General features: G+C 43.3%; 24 protein-coding genes and 1 pseudogene. 4 read left to right on the top strand and 21 right to left on the bottom strand.

Translation table 11 applies throughout. The annotated features are described in order from the left end of the window. Window positions 1-328 precede the first annotated feature (328 nt). On the top strand, window positions 329-595 hold the full coding sequence (locus tag DXB70_RS09130) for a phosphopantetheine-binding protein (protein WP_107001355.1): 267 nt from the start codon (window positions 329-331) through the stop codon (window positions 593-595). Here DXB70_RS09130 and DXB70_RS09125 read toward each other — a convergent pair. The 17 genes and pseudogenes from DXB70_RS09125 to DXB70_RS09050 form a co-directional block, all read right to left on the bottom strand. Further along, a pseudogene (locus DXB70_RS09125) lies at window positions 592-816 on the bottom strand (SAM-dependent methyltransferase); the annotation flags it as partial. The gene DXB70_RS09130 and the pseudogene DXB70_RS09125 sit on opposite strands and share 4 nt — an antisense overlap. Before the next feature lie 45 nt (window positions 817-861). Next, window positions 862-1,329: a low molecular weight protein-tyrosine-phosphatase gene (locus DXB70_RS09120; RefSeq protein ID WP_107001353.1), complete on the bottom strand. Its 468-nt coding sequence runs from the start codon at window positions 1,327-1,329 to the stop codon at window positions 862-864. Between the two features lie 171 nt (window positions 1,330-1,500). Continuing rightward, window positions 1,501-3,183, bottom strand: a complete 1,683-nt coding sequence (locus DXB70_RS09115; RefSeq protein WP_118673172.1) for a hypothetical protein — start codon at window positions 3,181-3,183, stop codon at window positions 1,501-1,503. A 30-nt stretch (window positions 3,184-3,213) separates the two neighbouring features. Then, on the bottom strand, window positions 3,214-4,293 hold the full coding sequence (locus tag DXB70_RS09110) for a hypothetical protein (protein ID WP_243099938.1): 1,080 nt from the start codon (window positions 4,291-4,293) through the stop codon (window positions 3,214-3,216). A gap of 136 nt (window positions 4,294-4,429) precedes the next feature. Further along, window positions 4,430-5,029: a site-specific integrase gene (locus tag DXB70_RS09105; protein WP_243099937.1), complete on the bottom strand. Its 600-nt coding sequence runs from the start codon at window positions 5,027-5,029 to the stop codon at window positions 4,430-4,432. A 59-nt stretch (window positions 5,030-5,088) separates the two neighbouring features. Continuing rightward, the gene (locus DXB70_RS09100; protein WP_333489841.1) at window positions 5,089-6,093 is read right to left on the bottom strand and encodes a PDDEXK nuclease domain-containing protein; all 1,005 of its coding nucleotides are present in this window, start codon (window positions 6,091-6,093) and stop codon (window positions 5,089-5,091) included. A gap of 110 nt (window positions 6,094-6,203) precedes the next feature. Continuing rightward, window positions 6,204-6,809 carry a type IV toxin-antitoxin system AbiEi family antitoxin domain-containing protein gene (locus DXB70_RS09095; RefSeq protein ID WP_118492465.1) on the bottom strand — a complete coding sequence of 202 codons (606 nt, stop codon included), beginning with the start codon at window positions 6,807-6,809 and terminating at the stop codon, window positions 6,204-6,206. A 262-nt stretch (window positions 6,810-7,071) separates the two neighbouring features. Next, window positions 7,072-7,962, bottom strand: a complete 891-nt coding sequence (locus DXB70_RS09090) for a Fic family protein (RefSeq protein ID WP_118492467.1) — start codon at window positions 7,960-7,962, stop codon at window positions 7,072-7,074. A gap of 271 nt (window positions 7,963-8,233) precedes the next feature. After that, entirely contained in the window at window positions 8,234-8,521 is a 288-nt protein-coding gene (locus tag DXB70_RS09085; RefSeq protein WP_118492469.1) for an ATP-binding domain-containing protein, read from the bottom strand. Between the two features lie 2 nt (window positions 8,522-8,523). After that, window positions 8,524-8,688, bottom strand: coding sequence for a hypothetical protein (locus DXB70_RS14160; protein WP_182430852.1), 165 nt, complete (start codon window positions 8,686-8,688; stop codon window positions 8,524-8,526). Beyond that, a complete protein-coding gene (locus DXB70_RS09080) occupies window positions 8,688-8,951 on the bottom strand; it encodes a DNA-directed RNA polymerase subunit alpha C-terminal domain-containing protein (protein WP_118492471.1) in 264 nt (87 codons plus the stop codon). The genes DXB70_RS14160 and DXB70_RS09080 overlap by 1 nt, the downstream gene beginning before the upstream one ends. A 20-nt stretch (window positions 8,952-8,971) precedes the next feature. Beyond that, entirely contained in the window at window positions 8,972-9,496 is a 525-nt protein-coding gene (locus DXB70_RS09075) for an O-acetyl-ADP-ribose deacetylase (RefSeq protein ID WP_118492473.1), read from the bottom strand. Then, window positions 9,497-9,838 carry an arsenate reductase family protein gene (locus DXB70_RS09070; protein ID WP_118492475.1) on the bottom strand — a complete coding sequence of 114 codons (342 nt, stop codon included), beginning with the start codon at window positions 9,836-9,838 and terminating at the stop codon, window positions 9,497-9,499. A 1-nt stretch (window position 9,839) separates the two neighbouring features. Beyond that, window positions 9,840-10,058: an aspartate dehydrogenase gene (locus tag DXB70_RS09065; protein ID WP_118492477.1), complete on the bottom strand. Its 219-nt coding sequence runs from the start codon at window positions 10,056-10,058 to the stop codon at window positions 9,840-9,842. After that, window positions 10,045-10,518 (bottom strand): YaiI/YqxD family protein, encoded by a 474-nt coding sequence (locus tag DXB70_RS09060; protein ID WP_118492479.1) that lies wholly within the window; start codon window positions 10,516-10,518, stop codon window positions 10,045-10,047. Before DXB70_RS09060 ends, DXB70_RS09065 begins: the two co-directional genes overlap by 14 nt. A gap of 24 nt (window positions 10,519-10,542) precedes the next feature. Next, window positions 10,543-10,953, bottom strand: coding sequence for a VOC family protein (locus tag DXB70_RS09055; protein ID WP_337376326.1), 411 nt, complete (start codon window positions 10,951-10,953; stop codon window positions 10,543-10,545). Then, a complete protein-coding gene (locus DXB70_RS09050) occupies window positions 10,911-11,291 on the bottom strand; it encodes a DUF4186 domain-containing protein (RefSeq protein WP_118638333.1) in 381 nt (126 codons plus the stop codon). Before DXB70_RS09050 ends, DXB70_RS09055 begins: the two co-directional genes overlap by 43 nt. 39 nt (window positions 11,292-11,330) lie before the next feature. Here DXB70_RS09050 and DXB70_RS14560 point away from each other — a divergent pair, with 39 nt between their 5' ends. Next, window positions 11,331-11,462, top strand: a complete 132-nt coding sequence (locus DXB70_RS14560; RefSeq protein WP_279221351.1) for a hypothetical protein — start codon at window positions 11,331-11,333, stop codon at window positions 11,460-11,462. Window positions 11,463-11,489: 27 nt separating this feature from the next. On the opposite strand, the gene DXB70_RS09045 is transcribed toward DXB70_RS14560, so the two are convergent. Continuing rightward, the gene (locus DXB70_RS09045; RefSeq protein WP_118673170.1) at window positions 11,490-14,336 is read right to left on the bottom strand and encodes a TetM/TetW/TetO/TetS family tetracycline resistance ribosomal protection protein; all 2,847 of its coding nucleotides are present in this window, start codon (window positions 14,334-14,336) and stop codon (window positions 11,490-11,492) included. Window positions 14,337-14,691: 355 nt separating this feature from the next. On the opposite strand from DXB70_RS09045, the gene DXB70_RS09040 reads away from it, so the two are divergent. Then, entirely contained in the window at window positions 14,692-16,062 is a 1,371-nt protein-coding gene (locus DXB70_RS09040; RefSeq protein WP_118673169.1) for an MATE family efflux transporter, read from the top strand. 193 nt (window positions 16,063-16,255) lie between these two features. On the opposite strand, the gene DXB70_RS09035 is transcribed toward DXB70_RS09040, so the two are convergent. The 3 genes from DXB70_RS09035 to DXB70_RS09025 all read right to left on the bottom strand — a co-directional run bounded on the left by DXB70_RS09035 (window position 16,256) and on the right by DXB70_RS09025 (window position 19,469). Then, on the bottom strand, window positions 16,256-17,113 hold the full coding sequence (locus DXB70_RS09035; protein ID WP_117796885.1) for a DUF975 family protein: 858 nt from the start codon (window positions 17,111-17,113) through the stop codon (window positions 16,256-16,258). A 276-nt stretch (window positions 17,114-17,389) separates the two neighbouring features. Then, window positions 17,390-18,034: a cytidylate kinase-like family protein gene (locus DXB70_RS09030; RefSeq protein WP_107001503.1), complete on the bottom strand. Its 645-nt coding sequence runs from the start codon at window positions 18,032-18,034 to the stop codon at window positions 17,390-17,392. A gap of 145 nt (window positions 18,035-18,179) precedes the next feature. Next, window positions 18,180-19,469 carry a galactokinase family protein gene (locus tag DXB70_RS09025; protein WP_117796884.1) on the bottom strand — a complete coding sequence of 430 codons (1,290 nt, stop codon included), beginning with the start codon at window positions 19,467-19,469 and terminating at the stop codon, window positions 18,180-18,182. Between the two features lie 492 nt (window positions 19,470-19,961). Here DXB70_RS09025 and DXB70_RS09020 point away from each other — a divergent pair, with 492 nt between their 5' ends. Continuing rightward, the gene (locus DXB70_RS09020) at window positions 19,962-20,987 is read left to right on the top strand and encodes a TIGR01212 family radical SAM protein (RefSeq protein ID WP_118629939.1); all 1,026 of its coding nucleotides are present in this window, start codon (window positions 19,962-19,964) and stop codon (window positions 20,985-20,987) included.

Below are 20,987 nucleotides of genomic sequence, written 5' to 3'. Positions count from 1 at the left end.
CTGCGTGTCATTTTTATTCCCCCATCCACTTCCAAAATATTTTCCGAAATTTATGATTTCTTCACATTCCGAACATACTTTTATCACATTTTTTCGATATAGTAATACGCGTAAAGGCAAAAGACCTTTCATAATATACTTTTTCATACCTACGCCGACAGGAGTCCGTTCCTGTCGGCTCCTCCTATTTTAAGGGATATATCTACTCAAGCGGGCAGTTTCATGATAAAATAAACACACAGATAGAATCATCTCACAAACACAGATTCTATATTAAATTTACAATAAAAATAGCTGCATGAATCACATATATTAGGAGGAACTTCTCATGAAACACGAACTGACGCAGGAAGAAATCCTGGTTGAAATAAAAGACATTCTATCAGAATACGTAGAAATCACCCGCCCGCTGACATCGGCTGACCGCCTGATCGACGATCTGGGGCTGGATTCATTTTTGATCGTATACTTTATCACAGAAATCGAAGACTGCTTCGAGATCGATATTCCGGAAACGGATTTTATCGAGCTTGTCACGGTCAAGGATCTCTGCGAACGGATTCAGCTGGAAATAAAAAAGCACTCCACTTATTAATACCAGCGTGTCATCGGCAAGTCATTATCAATTCCTTTTGTAAATAAAATCTGGTGCAGACGTAGATTTTCTACATCCAGGATATAAAATCCATCTGCTGAACCACAAGAAATCATTTCCCAGAGACTTAGAACCATTACGCCCGGGAAAATATATTTTTTAATCCACGAATCGCCCGGATGTTCCTCCAGCACACTGATAAATTGCAACAGAAACAGTCCGTTCCTTCTATCTTAACCTAAAATGAATACTCATCAAACTTTGGGTTATATCTGTCCCTGTTCTTTCAGATATGCCAGAAAACCCACACAGCCCTCCAGAACATCTTCATACGTCGCGTCAAAATCACCCGTATACCACGGATCCGCGATGTCACGGTCTGAACCTGCAAATGTGAGGAATTTATATATTTTCCCCTCTGGATCGCCTTTCAGCATCCGGTTTAAATTTCGGATATTGGCACTGTCCATACCTATGATATAATCAAATTTCTCATAATCCGCCCACGTCACCTGCCGCGCCCGGTGCGGCACCAGAGGAATTCCAACCTTCCTCAGCTTATTCACCGTCCCCCGGTGCGGTGGATTGCCGATTTCTTCGGTGCTTGTGGCGGCGCTGTCGATAAGGAAGTGAGCGGAAAGCCCTTGGGATACGACTTTGTGGGTGAAGACACTTTGGGCTAGGGTGGAACGGCAGATGTTGCCGTGGCAGATGAAGAGCACTCGTATACTCATATAAACTCCTTTCAAAAGGCGCTTTTCTGCTGCCATTTGCAGCATTTTGCGCGGTGTTAATTTTTCTTTATGTATTGGTCATTTCTGTACATAAAATGCAAATCTTAGCAAAATTTTGCAAGATGTGTACAGCAAAAGTAGTAGAAACGGAGTAAAAAGCGGGTGGGGTTACTACTCAATTTTGACAAAAATCTCATATCCTTTTTCCAGTTCAATATCGGTTACTATTCCAACCTCACCATTGTCTACTTGATCTACATCCTTATCATTAAGCTGTATACTTACAATAGAAGTACAAATCCATTTTCCATCTTTTTTTGCATATATCATTTTTCCAACTTCCAATTTAACATTGTTAAGTGTCAATATACCTGCTTTAGGTTTCTTAAAATATTCCTCATAAATCCCCACTCTAATTAAATTCTTTGGAAGTAACGAAATAAGCCCCCATTTATCTAGTGATTCTCTTGTTTCTTTTTTCGTAAATATACCATTTTCTATCAACTTATATTGATTGTAAAGCTGCCATGTAGTAAGAAGACCTCTTTCATCATTTTTAGCATAATCTATTTGATTATCACTAAATGGAGGATTTTGTCTTAATGAAGGCCTTATATACCTTTGATGATTCACAATATAAATTGGCAATATTTCTTTGTCACGATGCTCTTTTTCTCTTCTTCGTCTATGTTTTGCTACCTGTGAACATTCTGCATCTGTAGATGTTCCCCCAATACCTTTAACTTCAATAATAAATAATTTATCATCTTCCAAAATCTGTATATCTTCTCTTAAAATATCTTCATTTCCATCAATTGCTTCTACATTTGCAAAACCAAGCCACTTGAAGTATGTACATACAGCTTGAACTAACTTATCCCCTGTTTCTATCAACAAATCATTCAAAAATTTATACTTCTGGTCAATAGCATTTCTTCTCTCATTCAATGACTTAATTTTCGAATTATATTGTTCTTGAATTAAAGTCCGTTCTTTCTCAAGTTCAAGTATTTCTTTAGGTAAAAAATCTTGTTCTTTTATCCATTCAAACTCTTTTGATTCAGGGAAAAAATCTGGCAATATTTCTGGCAATACAGATGTTACTAACCTTTCAATCAATTCATCCTTCTTTTCACAAAACGGAAGCAACAGTTCATAGCCTGAATTTTCTGAATATCCTATATACGAAACTACCTCTCCATCTTGATTTTTTAACAATGGTAAGAAATTAGGATCTGCAATTGATTTTTGAGAAGTTCTATCCCATTTTGTTGGTAACTCAAAAATTACATTATATCCTTTAACATATTTTGCTATTAAATTTGCAAGATTGCTATTGTCTGATATTATTTTCTTTCCGAATTTTGATGTTGCACTAGCTTGAATAGTTTCATATATATTATGTACTTCTTCACTCGGATAGCTATATTGATTTTGTTTTAACACTTCTATAATATTATATTTTTCCGAATAACTACTTCCCGCAAAAATAATTTTCAGTGCTTTTGTTTTTAACTTGTCTTTCATAATGCTCAAAACAAGAGGACTAGGTCTAAATTCTTTCTGAGGAAAACTCAACTCAAATAAATATGGTATACCATCCGGTTCATCATCCTCTAAACAGTGTCTTGTATCATTCTCATTTTGTAAATCAATTATGACCACACTATATTCATGCAAATTACTTATCATACTATATTCTAGGTCAACATATCTCTTATTCACATATTCTTCGTACTCAACAGTTTTAACCACTCCCAGATCACCAGTTGCAACAATATAATTCTGACTCAACCTTTCTGTTATTTCTCTGTTATTAACTATATATATTTGTGGTTCTTTATACTTTTCCATTTATCTTTCATCTCCAATCATAAGAAAGTATTATTCACATTCGTTTGTCTCTTTATGTTTTAATCTAAGCAAATACAACATTGCATAAGCACGATTATACAAGTATTCGATAAACAGTGAATCATTTAACGCCTCTCTCTTTTCTTTTGCCGCATTCAAATAATCATTGTGTCTTACATCAAAATACTCATTAGACAATTTCATTAATTCTTCCAACTCTTTTTTTACAACAGCATAAACTTTGCCATCCATATTATCACTCACACTCAAAGCCAATGTTTTATACTGCTCATTTCTACTGTCTCCTTGAGTAGATATAAGATATTGCAGTGCATCAATAATAAAATCTAACGCACTTTTCTTTTCCATCAAATCTTTGCTATTAATCATATCTTCCGAAAACTGTATTTTACGCTCAAACATCCTATAATTAATAATTTTATCAATAGGAAATGTTGTTTTATATCCTTGCTTTATTACAATCCCACTTTGTAATCTATATGGTAATTTAAATATTTTAAATCTATCATTTACTTCTATAGTGAATTTGTAATGACATTCTCCGGAGTTAATAATCCAATACTTATATGCAATCTCTATAAATGCCTTTATATCATTAAAATCACCTGTATTATTTTTCAACGAATCTGGATAAACTGTACCTCTATACAAGGTAAATTCATGGTCATAATCCAAATCTAAAAGCCATATTCCTCCATCCCAATTATCCCATCGCAAATATTTACCATCCAACAGTTCCAAACCAGGTAATTCTGTTTCAAACCAATGAATAAACGAATTCCAAAATCTTTTCTCATTTACATTTTCTTCGATGCTTTTACCTTTATATTCGATTCCGCTGTCAGCCAAATACTTTATCAGTATTGCTCTCGTAGTGTTTGCATCTCTTATTTCTGTTCCTGTCCTTATCAATAAACTTCCTTGTAAATTTGGTATATCATTTCCAAAAACATTTACTATTTCAATTAACAAATTAACGATTTCTTCATCTGGTTCTATTGACAAATTATAATTATCAATTGCCATATCAATTTTCTTTATATAATCATTAATCAATTTTTCTTTAACCGAATTAATTTTATTCGACATTCGTTCACCTCTACCCCATATAACATTTTAATTATCATCCAATCCGATATGCTATTTATTATATCGTCATTTTCTTCTCTTTTCCATAACAAAAAACGCCACAGCTATCGCCAGAGCGCCTCCAAACTAACTATCCTTATATTGCTTTAAACATCTTCTGTGACACCGTTTTTTCTCCCTGTGTCCGTTCTAGTTCCTTTCTGGCATTCTGCAGGTCCTCCAGACGCTTCAATTCATCCTCTGCATCCTCAAGGCCTAAATGCGTATAGGTGTTAAGCGTAACTCCTATATCGCTATGCCCCATAAGGTACTGCAGTGTCTTTGGATTCATGCCGGATTTCGCCATATTGCTACAATACGTGTGCCGGCAAACATGCGGCGTGATATTCGGCATCTGCACCCGATAGATATCATTGTACCGCTTCACCATGTGGTTAAAGCAATGTTCCCAATGCATTGCCACTAATGGCAGTCCTTTGTCATCCAAAAACTGGAACCCAGTATATCCATCCACCACTTTTTCTACCTTTGGTTTCTCCCAGTCTTCGATGATGGCTTGAAAGCATTTTGCAACATCCTCTGTTACCGGAATTTTTCTTGTTCCAGCGGAAGTTTTTGTTGGCTCAATAACCAACGTCATATCGGATAATCTCTGAAGCTGGTGCTCGATATTTACAATTCGATTTTCTAAATCAACATCTTTAATTGTAAGGCCGCAAAATTCTGAAATACGCATACCTGTATGAAAAAGTATATACACAACTTCATAATACTTACAGTATACATTTCTTATGTTTATTTAATCCGTTTCTGAATATCTTCAACAGATGGCAGCTGCTTTTCCAGATTATCCGGCAAACTACTAGTTATTTTGTATTCGCTTACACCAATCGGCTTTGAAATATCTTTGAGCGAATATTCTGCGACCACATTATTTTTGCTTTTGCACAGAAGCAAACCAATGGACGGATTATCCTGCTCTTTTTTCAAAATGCCGTCCACGGCTGACAGATAAAAGTTTAGCTGACCAGCATATTCCGGCTTGAAATCACCGGTTTTCAATTCGATAACTACATAACAGCGAAGATTCAGGTTATAGAACAACAAATCAATGTAAAAATCATCGCCGCCTACATTCAGGTGATACTGGTTTCCCAGAAATGCAAACCCTGTTCCAAGCTCCAGAAGGAGCTTGGTGACATCCCTAACAAGTGCCTGCTCAATATCCCGTTCGAGCATATCTTCCCGGAAAGGAATAAAATCAAATACATATGGGTCTTTCATTGTCTGCACCGCAAGTTCACTTTGCGGAGACGGTAAGCGGTGATCAAAATTTGTAACTTTATCTGCCAGAACCTGTCTCTGATACAAGTTGCTTTCAATCTGATGGACAAGAACATTTCGAGACCAGCCGTTTTCCGCTGACTTTTTAATATACCATTTACGTTCATCCATATCAGCGACCTTATCCAGAAGAACTATATTGTGACCCCATGGAATTTGTGCAACAACCTGTTGCACAAATTCTCGGTCTGGATAAATCTCTGCGAATTTTGCCATATACTTCAAATTACGAACAGAATATCCTTTGCTTTCTGGAAAAGCAATTCGAATATCTGCTGCAAGGTTATCAATAAACTTGTTTCCCCATGATTTATGTTCATTGATTACGCAACCAATATCATAATAAAGAAGCAGCATATCTGCATTCACATGAACTGCCGCACGATATTGTGCCGCAGTAATTTCACTCTTAATATTTTCAATAATGGAAATATACTCAGCCGTATTCATTAACATACTCATCGTCTCGCTTTCACATAATTCCTATCATTATTTTCTCTATATAAGATGCTCATAAACAATTTTTAAATAATTCAGGTAACCACATGAGCATAGATACAATAATATCAGCCATCCAGCAGCACTGACATCAATTCGTTGACTTTCTTGTACACCCTTAGCTTTTTTGCATATATGGAAAGATTTTGCAGATTCTTCCTCTCATCCTTTGCATAAGCATTCAATGCCTTACTAAATATTTCATGATCAAGCCTTGAACGATATTTGAAGCAATCACAAATCGTACGCTCTCGATCATATATGGAGAGCTTAACCCCGGAAAAATCATCCGCTACTCTCCCCAGTTCATATATTTCTGGTTGAACATAATACGTTTGCAAAGCCAGTGCATCTACATCCAATTTTGTCCGAGACATAGATCTCGGAACAGCAATCGACCATTTCCGAGGTGCAAAGCCACTATAACCATAATGAAAAAGAGCCGATTTCACACAAATAATTGCCTTTGGAATCAATGTTGCAATAAGTTGTTCTTCAGAAGATGTGTCCCAATCGGCAAGTTGATAGTATCCGTGTCGAATGCGTTCAAGGTATCCGGTATTACAAAGATTCACAACATCAACAGCGGGTATGCCAGCTGCAACAAAATCTGATGTTTTTGCAATACCGCCCTTTTCTATAATTACCTGTTTTGAAAGAGTTTCCTTATCCACATATTCACCAACTTTTTATTAAAAACTACACACAATCAATTTGCTTCGGTGCTTATATTTTATTATATCATCCAAATTGAATTAATCGATAATTTCACACACAGTTTTATAATTTCTGTGTATGAAATTTTTAATTCTGGATTTCAGCCTGATGTGGTAAGCTAAAACTGGACACATGAAGCAACGCTACATAATTCTGCAATTATGATCTATATATTCACTTCAAATCGAATGTGTTTTTTACATTTTAAAAGTTACTTCCTTAATACCCAATCCTAAAATAATCCAAATACGCTTTATACTTATCCTGTGCAGTCAGGCAGGTATCTGTCAGATAGCCTTTTTCGTTGTCCCATTCCTTTAGCCCTCGGTAATAGAACATCTTCAGATCGTCCTCAATGATGAAAGGAACGATATTGTATTTCAGGCACTCTTTAAACATGATCAATCTGCCCACACGGCCGTTGCCGTCCTGGAACGGATGGATCCGCTCAAACTTCACATGGAAGTCCAGAATATCTTCAAAGGTCTTTTCTTCCTTAGCGCTATATTCCGTCAGCAAGGCCTTCATTTTATCGGCAACTTCTTCCGGAAGGGCTGTATCCCTGCCGCCGACTTCATTCGGGAGTTTCTTATACTCGCCAACAGCAAACCAATCTTTTCTGGAATCACTGGTGCCGTTCTTCAAAACCAAGTGAAGTTCTTTGATGAACTTCTCCGTCAGAGCTGCTTTTGCATGATCAATAAGCATGTCAATGCAGCGGAAGTGATTTGCTGTTTCGATCACGTCATCCACATTTAGCACTTCTTTTTCTACGCCAATGGTGTTGGTTTCAAAGATATATCTGGTTTGATCGTGCGTCAGGCGGCTTCCTTCCATATGGTTGGAATTGTATGTCAAATCAATCTGTGTTTTATGGTAGATTCCACCGGAATATTTACTTACCTTCTGCTCTTTCAGAATATCCAACAGAGTAATTGGTCCTTCTTTTCTTTTGTTGATACGCTCCGGTTTTTCTGCGTTTTTCGGAATGTTCCATGTCTTGCCGGTAAGAAACGCACCGTTCACACGCCCCTGGGCGCAGTAATTTCTAACACTGCGCTCTGACACATCCCACTTTTTCGCTATTTCAGCAACTGAAAGATATCGCATCTATGATCCTCCGCCATAAAATCTATCCTCAAAACTACGTTAATCTATTACATATTATATCACATCATCGGCAAAAATATCAACATTTTCCGAGTTTGGCTGTTGGATTTTTGCCGCCACAGGATACTTAGGTTTTCGACGATATTCCGTAAAATACACTGATTTACATAAAAGCATGATTAGGATTGCGTCAACTAATGCTTTGCGTGTACACCTATAAGAAAAAGATCTCCCAATACCATGCGTACTTGGTATTGAGAGACCTTTTTTCCTAATCACTGATGCATTCGGTACAGTTAACTATAGTTGCTACATTCTTCATTTTTAAGCCAGACTTCCCCAATATATTATTTATATTCTTTGCAAATTGGCCTGCACTCCAATCACCATTGACATATACCAAAATTAGCTTGGTTTTAGCTCTTGTGGCTGCAACATAATGGTTATAAACATCTTCTTCACTTGACAGTTTATAGTCAGACACAAACAAAACTACTTGTTCAAACTCCAGTCCTTTCGAAGAGTGAAAGGTAATCGCAATTCGTTTCAATTCATCCATATTTACTGCAGATTGTCATCTTCACTATTTCCATCTACAGCCAATTCACACTTTATATCCTTTATAATTATTGAAACATTCCTCATATTTTTTGAAGAAAAAGAAATCTCCTGATCACTCCAACTTCTAATGCTATTTTTAATTTCAAATACAACCTTTGAAATCACTAAATCATCTCCTCGCCAATTTGATGTGAAATATAACCAATAGAAAATTTAAATTCTCTCACACTATGAAGCTTTATGCCTTGCTCTTCACAAATCTGATATAATTCCTGTAGTGCCGCCTGCCCCATATTACGAAACTTTATAAAATGTTCCTTTGGATATTCTCTCAATACTTCCAATGACTCAAATCCATTTCTTCTGAGAATATTCCGTAACCTGCTCGACATTTCAATATCATCATAATTTATTTTTTCAGCGTACATAAAAGCTCCCTTTTGTCATTTTATTTGTCATATAACTTATCAACCTCTGCTTCATATACTGATTCAGTATAAGTATCAAACAGCACCCATTCCACCAAATCAAAGCTGTCCGGATTATCCTGCAAGAACCCGTTTACTGTATGTACTGCAATCTTTGCTGCCAACTCAACCGGAAAACTATATACTCCCGTTGATATAGAAGGAAATGCAATAGACCTGATTCCATTATCCATTGCCAGCTTCATGGAATTAAAATAGCAGTTAGCAAGAAGTTCCTCTTCTCTATTCCTTCCACCATTCCATATCGTTCCTACAGTATGTATCACATAATCACATGGCAGATTATAGGCTTTTGTTATCTTTGCTTCTCCAGTCTCACATCCGTGAAGTGTCCTGCACTCCGCCAGAAGCTCCGGTCCTGCTGCTCTATGAATCGCACCATCTACACCGCCTCCACCAAGAAGAGAGTTGTTTGCTGCATTCACGATTGCCTGCACCTCTGTTACTTTTGTTATGTCTCCCATTAAAGTCTTAATTAAGTACATTTAGTTCCATCCTTTCCAGATATCCGGCTGATAACCAAGTGTTGATTGCTTTCCGTTTCTTACTACTGGTGTTTTAATTACCTGTGGATTCTCAAGCACCTTGTCGAGCTTATCTTCATCTGCGATATACTTAATAAGAGCAAGTAAATCCTTGTCCTTGCCATCCCAATTAACCATATTTTCTAATCCACCATTTGCCTGAGCTACTGAATTAAATTCTCCTTTGCTCATACCTTTTTCTTTCATATCAATGAACTGATACTTTATGCCCCGCTCCTTGAAAAAACGCTCCGCCTTCTTAGTATCATTGCATTTCTTTGTTCCAAATATCTGTATATTCATATCAGTATTCCTTCTCTATCTCTCCATTTATTCCATACATTTTCTTGAATGCATCAAGGTCTGCCTGGTTCTTAATCAGCATAATCTCTTCTATCTTACCTGTATGAATGTCCTTAAAGCCTGCAACCTGCTCGCCATTACATATGCTCGCTTTGATTACTGGTTTCTTATTTTCTTTATCATATGTCTTTGTAACTATCTTTTTCTTAAATAGTCCCACTCTGAGTACCTTCTTTTGACTTTGCCATCAGTATAAGTTTTTCAAAGGACTGTGCAAAGCGTACATCATCTTCTTCTGTACGCTTTCTCGGTCCTTTCATATGATTCTTATGAGAGCTACGCCTTGCCTTCTTGTTAAGATGTCGCTCCATAAGCATCTGATCTATGTTCTCATTCGTGTACCACTTGCCTGATTGGTGAATAGCATATGCACCTTTTCCAAGAGCCATAGCAGCGACACCATAATCCTGAGATACTACTACATCCCCTTTATGGCAAATACTAATCAGCTTATAATCTACAGCATCTGCTCCTGCACCTACTACAATCACCTCGCTGTAATCAGAATACAAAATATGATTCGTATCACACAGCAATGTGGTGGAAATATTGTATTTTCCTGCTATTGTCTCAACAATGTCCACTACCGGACACGCATCTGCATCTACAAATATCTGCATATTTTTCCTCAAATCCACATCATATCAGTTGTGATTAACTGGTGTTCGTACTTCTATAAGATTTCCTGATGGATCATAAAATCTTACAAGCTTCTGTCCACCTTCAAGTTCCATTAATTCCGTAACATAACTTACAACATACTTGCCAGACTCCAGTTTTTCAATAATACCTTCTATATCATTATCTTCAAAATAAAGTTCTGTCATATTGTTATGTGGAGTTGTAGGTATTTCTGTACTGTCATACCATACATCTACATCCTGTAATACAAGCCCCTCAGACATTATTACATTACCTTCCAGCCTTGTAATCACACGCAATCCAAACAGTTCTTCATAAAAATCAATTGATTCGTCAATATTATCAACAATGATCAATACATTTTTCAAACTCATATTTTTTGTTCCTGCCTCTCCATTTCTCGTTGAATCCATGTCATAATTACATCTACAAGGTAATCCTGCTGCACCTGACTCAATTCCTTGCCTGGCTGCATTTTATGCCACTTTCGTATGCACTCCCTACAACATGTTGCCGTTGCGCGCTGAGCAATAAATACTGGGTGACCTTTCATCGGTGTTTGTTTACCATCATTCGCTATATATGCGGGAGCTTCTCTCTTTGCAATAAATTCCTTTACATGTTGCCGGATTGTATCCAACCCTTTTTCATGTATGTAATCAATATCTTTCTGTTTCAGATGAAAACTGCTTCGGAACTTTGAATTATCCAGTCGCTCAAATAACTGCCTGTACCATTCATCCTTAGTCATTAAAACTTCACTACTTCCAGCTCATGGGATGGACCGGTTGTGACACTGCCGCTCGACGCTTCCCCGTCCTTTGAGATCGGCATCGCCGCCCCCGCACGGGAAATGCAGTCGCCTGCGGCAGCAGAACTGATGAAATTTATGCAGAAGGATCTGATTCATGCCTTCGAGTAATCTATACGAAAATCCGCTTTTTATACATTACTCGTCCTTCTTCACCTGCCGCAGCACCTCCTCCGGCACCGAATCCAGCAGATAATTTTTATGTCCGCTATGCGGTCGGTTGGTATGCTCACGTGTCTGATTCTTCACACGGTCTACCTCTTCCTCAAAATCCCGCGCCGAATACAGCCCGCAGCCCTGCCCACGGATGATGATCTGTTCCAGACGGTCGGAGGTCGCTACCATCACCGTATATTTCCGCCCATTTTCATGGGCAAATTTCTCGATGTACTGGTCAGCTGTCTCCGCCTCTTTCGTAAAGACTACATGAATGTTGTGGTAATCCGTCACCTCCGTCCGGTGTCCCTGCACCCGGTAGGCGTCGAACACCGCTATCACCTCGATACCGCGGCTTCCCTGATAATCGCAGAGAATATCCAGCAGCTTACCACGGGCGCTATCAATGTTGATCTTCGCCAGCTCATTTAACTCATCCCAGGAGAAAATAATGTTGTAGCCATCTACCAGCAAGTATTCCCGTACCGCCGATGCCATTTTCCCTTTGGAGCCGCCGGTTCTGCTGCCCGCTCCGCCACTTTCCGGCGCTTTGCCTGCATGTTCCAATTTTCCTGCATTTCCAGCCACAGAACTTCCCGATTTTCCTTCACTTCCAGATGCCAAAGTTTCAGCTGTCCCGACTTTCGAATCGCTCTTCTGTCTCACCGCTTCCTGCCTCCGCGCCGTCTCTCCGTACACTCCGGCACCATAGGTTTCCGCCGGGCGTTTGCTCTTTCCGCCCCACCGGCGTTTTCCGCCGTCTTCCTTTTTATTTGCATGGTAGGTGCGAGCGAGAATCGCATCGACCTCGTCCGTTCCGATCCACATTTCTTCCGAAGCGCCGCCGCCCTGTCCATCCGAGGAGCGCGCACCCAGCTCAGGGATCGCATCCATCCGCCGTTTTCCATTGGAATCGCCCAGGCAGCTTTCCAGATGCATGTAATCTTTGACCTCATCCCAGTTGACGACAAATCCCGCTCCGTGCGTACAGAAAACAGATCCGCTCGGGTTTGCCAAATCCGCATCCGGATCATACCCGGCTGCCGCAATGATTTCTTCTTCATTGTAGCACGGTCCGTAGCCATCGAGCGTGCAGATCATCTGTCCCAATCCGCCCGTGTACGCCGTCACCTCCGTCTGATATCCATCGAGTGCCGATACCGGGGCACGTCCGGTTAATATTGCCTGCCCGTCCTCCAGCGCCGGTCCCTCAAAAACGGCAAACCGCCGCTCCAGGTCGGTCATCGCACGTCCTACCATCTTGTCCGGTATCGTCAAATGAAAAGCATAAAACGGTTCCAACAACACCGAATGCGCCTGCATCAACCCCTGACGAACCGCCCGATACACGGACTGTCGGAAATCGCCGCCTTCTGTATGTTTCACATGGGCACGTCCCGATTTCAGCGTAATTTTCATATCCGTGATCGGCGCCCCCATCAGAACGCCCCGGTGTATCTTTTCTTCCAGATGCGTCAGCACCAGCCGCTGCCAGTTTTTACTTAAAATATCTTCGCTGCAATCGGTATCAAACACCAGCCCGCTGCCCGGCTCTCCCGGTTCCAGAAGCAGATGTACCTCCGCATAATGGCGCAGCGGCTCAAAATGCCCGACGCCCTCGACCGTATCGGTGATGGTCTCTTTGTATACAATACTGCGTCCGCCAAAGCGCACCTCGACTCCAAACCGCTCCTCAATCAGGCTTTTTAAGATCTCCATCTGGATCTCGCCCATGATCTGGGCGTGGATCTCCTTTTTCTCCTCTTCCCACACGATATGCAGCTCCGGCTCTTCTTCCTCTAATTGAAGCAGTTTCGGCAGCATCGCCGCCGCATCCACATCCTCCGGAAGCTCGACGCGATACGTCAAAACCGGCTCCAGCACCGGTTCCGCGCCCATTTCACAGACTCCAAGCCCCTCGCCCGGTTTCGTGTGCAAAAGTCCCGTCGCCGCACAGATCATGCCCGCCGGTGCCTCGCTCACCGCCTCATACTTATCGCCTGAATACAAGCGGAGCTGATTTACCTTTTCCTCGCCGATCCGGTCTTTGACATGCAGCACGCCGCCCGTGATCTTCATATAAGTCAGGCGTTCGCCCTGGCTGTCGCGCACAATTTTAAATATTTTCGCCCCAAATTCGTCCGGATACACTGGTTCCAGCGTATATTCTTCCAAACTGCGCATAAATTCTTCCACGCCCGTATTTTTGAGCGCCGAACCAAAATAACACGGAAACAGATCCCGGCTGGCAATCCGGCTGCGGATCGCATCTTTAGACACCTGTCCCGTCTCCAGAAATTCCTCCAATTCCGCTTCGCCGCTGACTGCTGCCTCTTCATAGAAACTTTCCGTCCCGTCCGCACCAAAATCAACGAAGTTGCCGCCCAGCGACTCTTTTAGGTCGCGCAGGATCTCCTGTTCCCGTCCCGGCGCCAGATCCATTTTATTGATAAAAAGGAACGCCGGAATCTGGTAGCGCGCCAGCAGCCGCCACAGCGTCCTTGTATGTCCCTGCACGCCGTCTGAACCGCTGATAACCAGCACCGCATAGTCCAGCACCTGAAGCACCCGCTCCATTTCCGCTGAAAAATCCACATGTCCCGGCGTGTCCAAGAGCGTCACATCCATATCATCCCATGCAAGCCGCGCCTGCTTGGAAAAAATCGTGATTCCGCGCTTTTTCTCCAATTCATATGTGTCCAGGAACGCATCGCCCTTGTCCACCCGCCCCAGATGGCGGATCATGCCGCCCGCATAGAGCATCGCCTCTGATAATGTTGTCTTCCCCGCATCTACGTGCGCCAGGATTCCCACCGCCAGTCTCTTCATGTATGTTACCCTCATTTCCGTTCTATATGAAAAAGAATGTGCCTTGGCACATTCGGGCGTCTCGCGCGGTCGCTTGCGACATGTTTCTGCTTCGCGCGAGTGCGCATCCTCGCGAAGCGTTTTTTGTTTCATAGGACGTAATTTCCTATGAAATAAAAATCACTCTATCCGTTATGATACCATGTATGTCACTGATTGTAAAATACCGCGTGCTGACCAGCCCGCTTCTATATCACAAAAAAAGTGCCTCTATTTTTCTTTTTTTCGTGATTTTTCGGATTGCCAATTTTATGTATTTCTTATAAAATCTACTCTCAGAGTTTTATAATCGTTTTTTAGAAAGGATGATTTTTCCATGAGCCGCTCTTCGCAACGCTCTACCATAAAAGATATGACAAATGGAAACCCGGCGAAGCTGATTCTGGGCTTTGCGGTTCCGATGCTGATGGGACTTCTGTTCCAGCAGTTTTACAGCATGGTCGATACGATCATTGTTGGAAAATTTCTCGGTGTCGATGCACTGGCTTCGGTCGGTTCCACCTCCGCCATCAACTTTATGATTAACGGTTTCGTCATCGGCGTCTGCACCGGGTTTTCCATTCCGGTTGCACAGCGGTTCGGCGCACAGGATTACAAGGACATGCGCCGTTTCGTCGCTAATGCCGGATGGATCGCCTCCTGTTTTGCCGTGGTCATGACCGTGATCGTCTGCCTGATGACACGCCAGATTCTCGTCTGGATGCAGACGCCGGACAATATCATTGACGGCGCGTACAGCTACATTTTCTTCGTATTCGCCGGTATTCCGGCAACCTACCTGTACAATACGCTGGCGGGCATCATCCGTGCGCTCGGCGACTCCAAAACGCCGGTCTATTTCCTGATTTTATCCAGCCTTTTAAACATTGCGCTGGATCTGCTTTTCATCGTACAGATCGGAACCGGCACCGCCGGAGCTGCCTATGCAACTGTTATCTCTCAGGCAGTATCCGGTATTCTCTGCCTGATCTATATGAAGAAAAAATTTGAAATCCTGCATATGCACCATGAGGAAACGCGCATCAGCGGCAGACACATTTACATTCTCTGCAAAATGGGTGTGCCGATGGGACTCCAGTATTCGATTACCGCGATCGGCTCGGTTGTCATCCAGACTGCCATCAACTCCTTAGGTTCCATCGCGGTTGCCTCCGTCACCGCAGGTCAGAAGATCGGCATGTTCTTCTGCTGCCCGTTTGACGCGCTGGGCGGCACGATGGCAACCTACGCCGGACAGAACGCCGGTGCCGGAAAGGTAGACCGCATCCGCCAGGGCGTCCGGTCCGCAACTCTCATCGGCGGCATCTACTCCATTGCGGCGTGTATCGTGCTGACTGTGTTTGGCGGCGTGATTCCGCTTCTCTTCGTCGATGCCTCGGAAACAGTTGTAATCCATCAGGCGCACCAGTTCCTGACCTTCAACTCCCTGTTCTACATACCTCTGACAATCGTCAATGTATGGCGTTTCACGATTCAGGGAATGGGCTACAGCCTGCTCGCCATCCTGGCGGGTGTCTGCGAAATGATCGCCCGCGCCATGGTCGGCTTCCTGCTGGTGCCGATCTTTGGCTACATCATCATCTGTTTTGCCTCGCCGCTTGCATGGCTGCTCGCCGATGCATTTCTGATTCCGGCATTCTTCTATTGCCAGAAACATTTGCTGTCTGAGAAAGCACGGATGGACTAAAACAAAATAAATAATACAACTCAAAAAAACTCCTCAGAAAGCTTTCATTTTGACCACTTTCTGAGGAAATTTTTGATTGCAGATTCTTATTTTGGGCTTTCGCCAATTTGATTTTCAAAGATTTTTATTGTTCCGTCTATCCTTACACAAGCACAGTTCTATGCAAATGATTTCATTTTTGTACAGACAGAGTTCACGCATTTTCACTTTTCTCCGGCTCATTCTCACTCCACTTATCCTGCATTTCTATCTCTTCTATTTGCCTCTTCTCATCCCGCACGTCCCTATAAAATGCCGCAAATGCCGCCTCCTCATATGGGCGCAGAAACAGATAGCCGATATTGAGCGGTCTCATCAGCACTGCCAGAAACAGCACTGCCAGAAACAGCACGGTCACACCACTGAGCCTTCCCTGTGTATACAAAAGAACCGCTGGTATTATATATTGAATGCTGCAGATCAGCCGCCAGCCGATAAAGCTAAAGGTCAGGCAGAATAAATTCCATTTTTTCCCATCCATCAGGCGGCGCGACTCGGTGATCGCCTCGTTAGCGGAATATTCTGGATGTTCCATCAGCACATATGGTGTCATCGCATAGCTGTACGTCTTTATGAAACCCGGAACGAAAAACAGGCAGGTCCAGCAATATATATAAAAGCCGCGCACAAATACCATCGCCACGCCATCTGTGATCCGCGAAAACTGGGAAAATAAATCAGAAAAGGACGCTTCCTTTTTCTCTGCCAGATTCAGATGGAAACGGGCGTATCCCATCTGCCCCGCACCTCCAATAATAACCACCATCAAGCCCCAGATAAGCAAAAGCACCCAGGGCAGAAGCATGCTGCGCATCGGAAATACCTGCGTCAGCACATTCTTCACTTCCGGTCGTGCCTGTATCACTTTTTGCAGCTCTGATATTCCATTTGGCGCCGTATCGGCAATCTCCGCACCGATCAGGGACGCTACTAATCCCGTTCCCATCGCAAGTTTCCAGTTTCCGCGCAGTGTCTCACGCGCCATTTGCCTAAATTCAGATGCACTTCTCATGCTTTCGCCCCCTTTCTTTCTGAAATCATTGTATCATTTTTCCATTTTGACCGTCAATATATCACTTCAAACCGTAAATAATTTGTAATAAGGTCGTAATGATTCTACTGTCGTCAAAGGCAAATTCAGAATGCCAGAATCACTCTCCCAGCATTCTGGGAGCTGATTGAGCTGGCGATCCGCTGGTACTTCTCATCTTCCAAATCTGCCCTGCTTCCTACAATCTTCAACTAAAATTTTTAGCCTGCATCACAGACAGGTTGTTTTCATTTTTCCCTACTTCATATACCCGCGCAGCTTCACATATTCCTTGATCAGCTCCGCCGTCTCGTCCAGTCCGAGGCGGGTCGTATTGATCGGAAGATCGTAGTTCTTCATGTTTTTCCAGTCATTTCCGGTAAAATATTTATAATAATTCTTCCGCTCATTCTCAATCTTCCGGATGCGCTTCTTCGCTCTTTCTTCACTGATGCAGTCTACTTCCATAACGCGCTGCACGCGGCGCACACGGTCGGCATAGACAAAGATGCGGATCAGATTTTCGATCTCCTCGTCCTGATCCAGCACATAGCCAGCCGCACGGCCTACAAATACGCACGGTTCCTGTTCTGCCAGCTCCCGCATCACCATCGCCTGGAATTTAAACAGGTTATCCGGCGATGTCACATCGCCTTTCAGGGACGGCTTTCCGAACACATCTGCCTTCTTCGCGCCAGTCAGACGGTGAAGCAGGTTGTTTCCCGCTTTCTCATCCGCTAAACGGAAAAATTCCTCTCCGACCGCACTCTTCTCCGACGCCATCTTTAAGATCTCATCGTCGTAGAAATGAAGCCCCAGTTCTTCCGCCAGCTTGCGTCCTACGATACGTCCGCCGCTTCCGTACTCTCTCTCGATTGTGATAATCAGATTTTTATTTCCCATAAAATCCACCGCCTTTCTATGTCCCAGTTTTATCTGCAAAACAGCCTGTCTTTTGTCTATGCAAATCTCCATGCCGTTTTCTTATTTGCATCTCTTTCTGCACATCACTTTTTGACACATCTTTCATTCCGTCCGGAATTTTTCTTTAGATGCGATCGCTCACACAGATCGCGCCGTGCGGACGGATACTCATGCGATATACATTTCCCTTACCGGTCGCATTTTCAATGTATTCTGTATACTCGTCCACCAGATCATTCGGAATCATCGCCATGATGACACCGGCAAATCCGCCGCCATGAACCCGGCACGCGCCGCGTCCTTTTTTCGCAATAAACAGCTCTGTCAGCGCCAGCGCAATGCTGATGCCCTGCTCCTGCACGTTGGCAGTCGTGTATACATTCTGAAGCCATTTCCAGGAAGAATTGCCCGAAGCAGTGATTCCCTCCAAAAAGGCTGCAAAATCATTTTCGAGGAGCGCCTTTACTTCCTGCTCTACTCTCTTATTTTCCTCAAAGAAATGGAATGCACGCATCACAGAGCGATCACCCGCAAATGCACGGACTTCCGGCAGATTTTCGATCACCTCTTCCTCGGAAATCTCCGCGCATACCTCTTTGCCAAAATACTGCGCTACTTTCTTCATCTCGTTCGGAACAGAAGAATAATCCGCACTCAGATCCGCGTGACCTTTTCCCGTATTTACAATCATCAGGCTGTGATCCTGTGCACCAAAATCAAAATCAATCTTCTCCACAACCGGCGCTTCCGGGTTTTTGAAATCGATCGTAATCAGACCGCCGACCGCGCACGCCATCTGGTCGAGCAGTCCGGACGCCTTGTTCCAGAACTTGTTTTCTGCATATTTTCCGATGTGCGCGTAGGTGACAACGTCCATCTTGCCCTCATTGAACATCGTATTTAACATAGAGCAGATCAGCATCTCATAGGAAGCCGAAGAGCTGACGCCCGCCGCGCTGATAACATTGCTGGTAATGTATGCGTCAAATCCGCCGACCTTGTATCCTCTCTCCTCAAAACCCTTTAAAATGCCCTTTGTCAGGTCGATGGTGCCGCTCATACCCGCGCTCGGTTTCAGGTCACTTAAATGGATGCTGAAATTTTGATGAAATGTCTCACTTAAAATGCGGATCGTGTCGGTTCCGTTCGGTGCCGCCGCTCCGACGCAGTCCAGGTTGATGCTGCCCGCCAGCACCTTGCCATGATTGTGATCGGTGTGGTTGCCGCTGATCTCCGTCCGTCCCGGGGAAGTAAACAGCTTGATATCGCGTTCCCCATATGTTTTTTCAAAGTGCTCTGCCACATAGCGGTAACGCGCCCGGTTCTCCTCCGCTTTCTCCGCCCCGTATAATTCTGCCATCAGCACTTTCGTTTTCTCAGATTCCAGCTGTTTCAGTGTTTCTTTGACTGACATATTCCTTCTCCTTTTCCCCAAATTGTTTGTTACTGTTCACGCATACGTGCCCAGTAACGGAATTTGCCGTGGCTTCGCATTTTAATACGGCAAATTCCTGCTGCCACCACGTTTTCTTACAGCACTTTCGGTTCCAAAAGTGCCTACCCGTGAACAATTGTTTCCTTTATATATATGGTTATGATTTCAGACATTTTGATTCAATCTGACTTCTTGTATGTATTATATCATAACTCACGAACCCGCGCTATCGCGCTCTACCGCCCTGCTTCGCATGGCTGTTCGTTCGTTAATGGCGCAAGAAAAGAATATGTCTGCTTCGCAGCCGCATTCTTTTCTTCTGCGCTCATTATATCATTTTCCTCAAAATGCCTCAATACGATATTCTTTCGTGTGTTTACAAAATGCTGTGGTTCTGGTAAGCTTTCATTTATATGTAATATTTTTGGCAACTGTTCAGTTACTATTTTTGATTAAAACACAGGAGTTCCTATGAAATCAACGACTCAATCCCATATATCATTACCTGAAAATTTTCATCATACCCCCGCCGCCTCCAATGGTCGGTCATTTTCTGTTCCACCCCGCCGCTACTCCGACGGCCGCCCTTACTATTCGTTAAATGCATGGCTGAAAGACCAATTTGGGCAGAAAATCTACAAGCTGGCGCTCGACGGCGGCATGACCTGTCCCAACCGGGACGGTACGCTGGGAACGGGCGGCTGCATTTTCTGCAGCCACGGCGGTTCCGGCGATTTTGCAGAGCCGGCTCACACCTCCGTGACCGAACAGATCGAAGCGGCAAAGACGCGTGTCGCAAATAAAATAAAGGGTGGAAAATATGTCGCATATTTCCAGTCCTACACAAATACCTATGCGCCTGTCTCCTATCTGGAGCCGCTTTTTTCCGAAGCAATCGCCCACCCGGATGTGGCTGCTCTGTCCATCGGAACTCGCCCGGACTGCCTGCCGCCGGATGTCATGGAGCTTCTCGCCCGCTTAAACCGTCGAAAACCGGTCTGGGTGGAACTGGGACTTCAGACCATCCATGAGGAAAGTGCCGCGCGCATCCAGCGCGGTTATTCCCTCCCGGTCTTTGAAAATGCCGTCCGTGAACTGAAAGCCGCCGGTCTGACCGTCATCGTCCATGTCATTCTGGGGCTGCCTGATGAAACGAAAGCCCAGATGCTCGATACCGTCCGCTATCTGGCCGATTTCCAGCCCGCCATCGACGGCATCAAACTTCAGCTTCTCCACATTTTACGCGGCACGAAGCTGGCAGAGCTCTACGAACAAGCACCTTTTCCGATCTTTTCAATGGACGAATACATTGAGCTGCTGATCGAATGTATCCGCCTGCTGCCGCCCGATATGGTCATCCACCGGATCAGCGGCGATGGACCGAAAAAATTGCTGGTCGCACCGGAATGGAGTGGAAATAAGCGGGCGTTTTTGAATACGTTTTCCAAGGCACTGAGGGAAAGCGGGTGTTTTCAGGGGCAGGATTTCACGAATTGA

Origin of the sequence: Clostridium sp. OM05-5BH, from assembly GCF_003481505.1 — a bacterium.
Taxonomy (GTDB): Bacteria; Bacillota; Clostridia; order Lachnospirales; family Lachnospiraceae; genus Otoolea; species Otoolea fessa.
The sequence above is the reverse complement of the archived record's forward strand: the minus strand, read 5'-3'. Positions and strand labels throughout refer to the sequence as shown.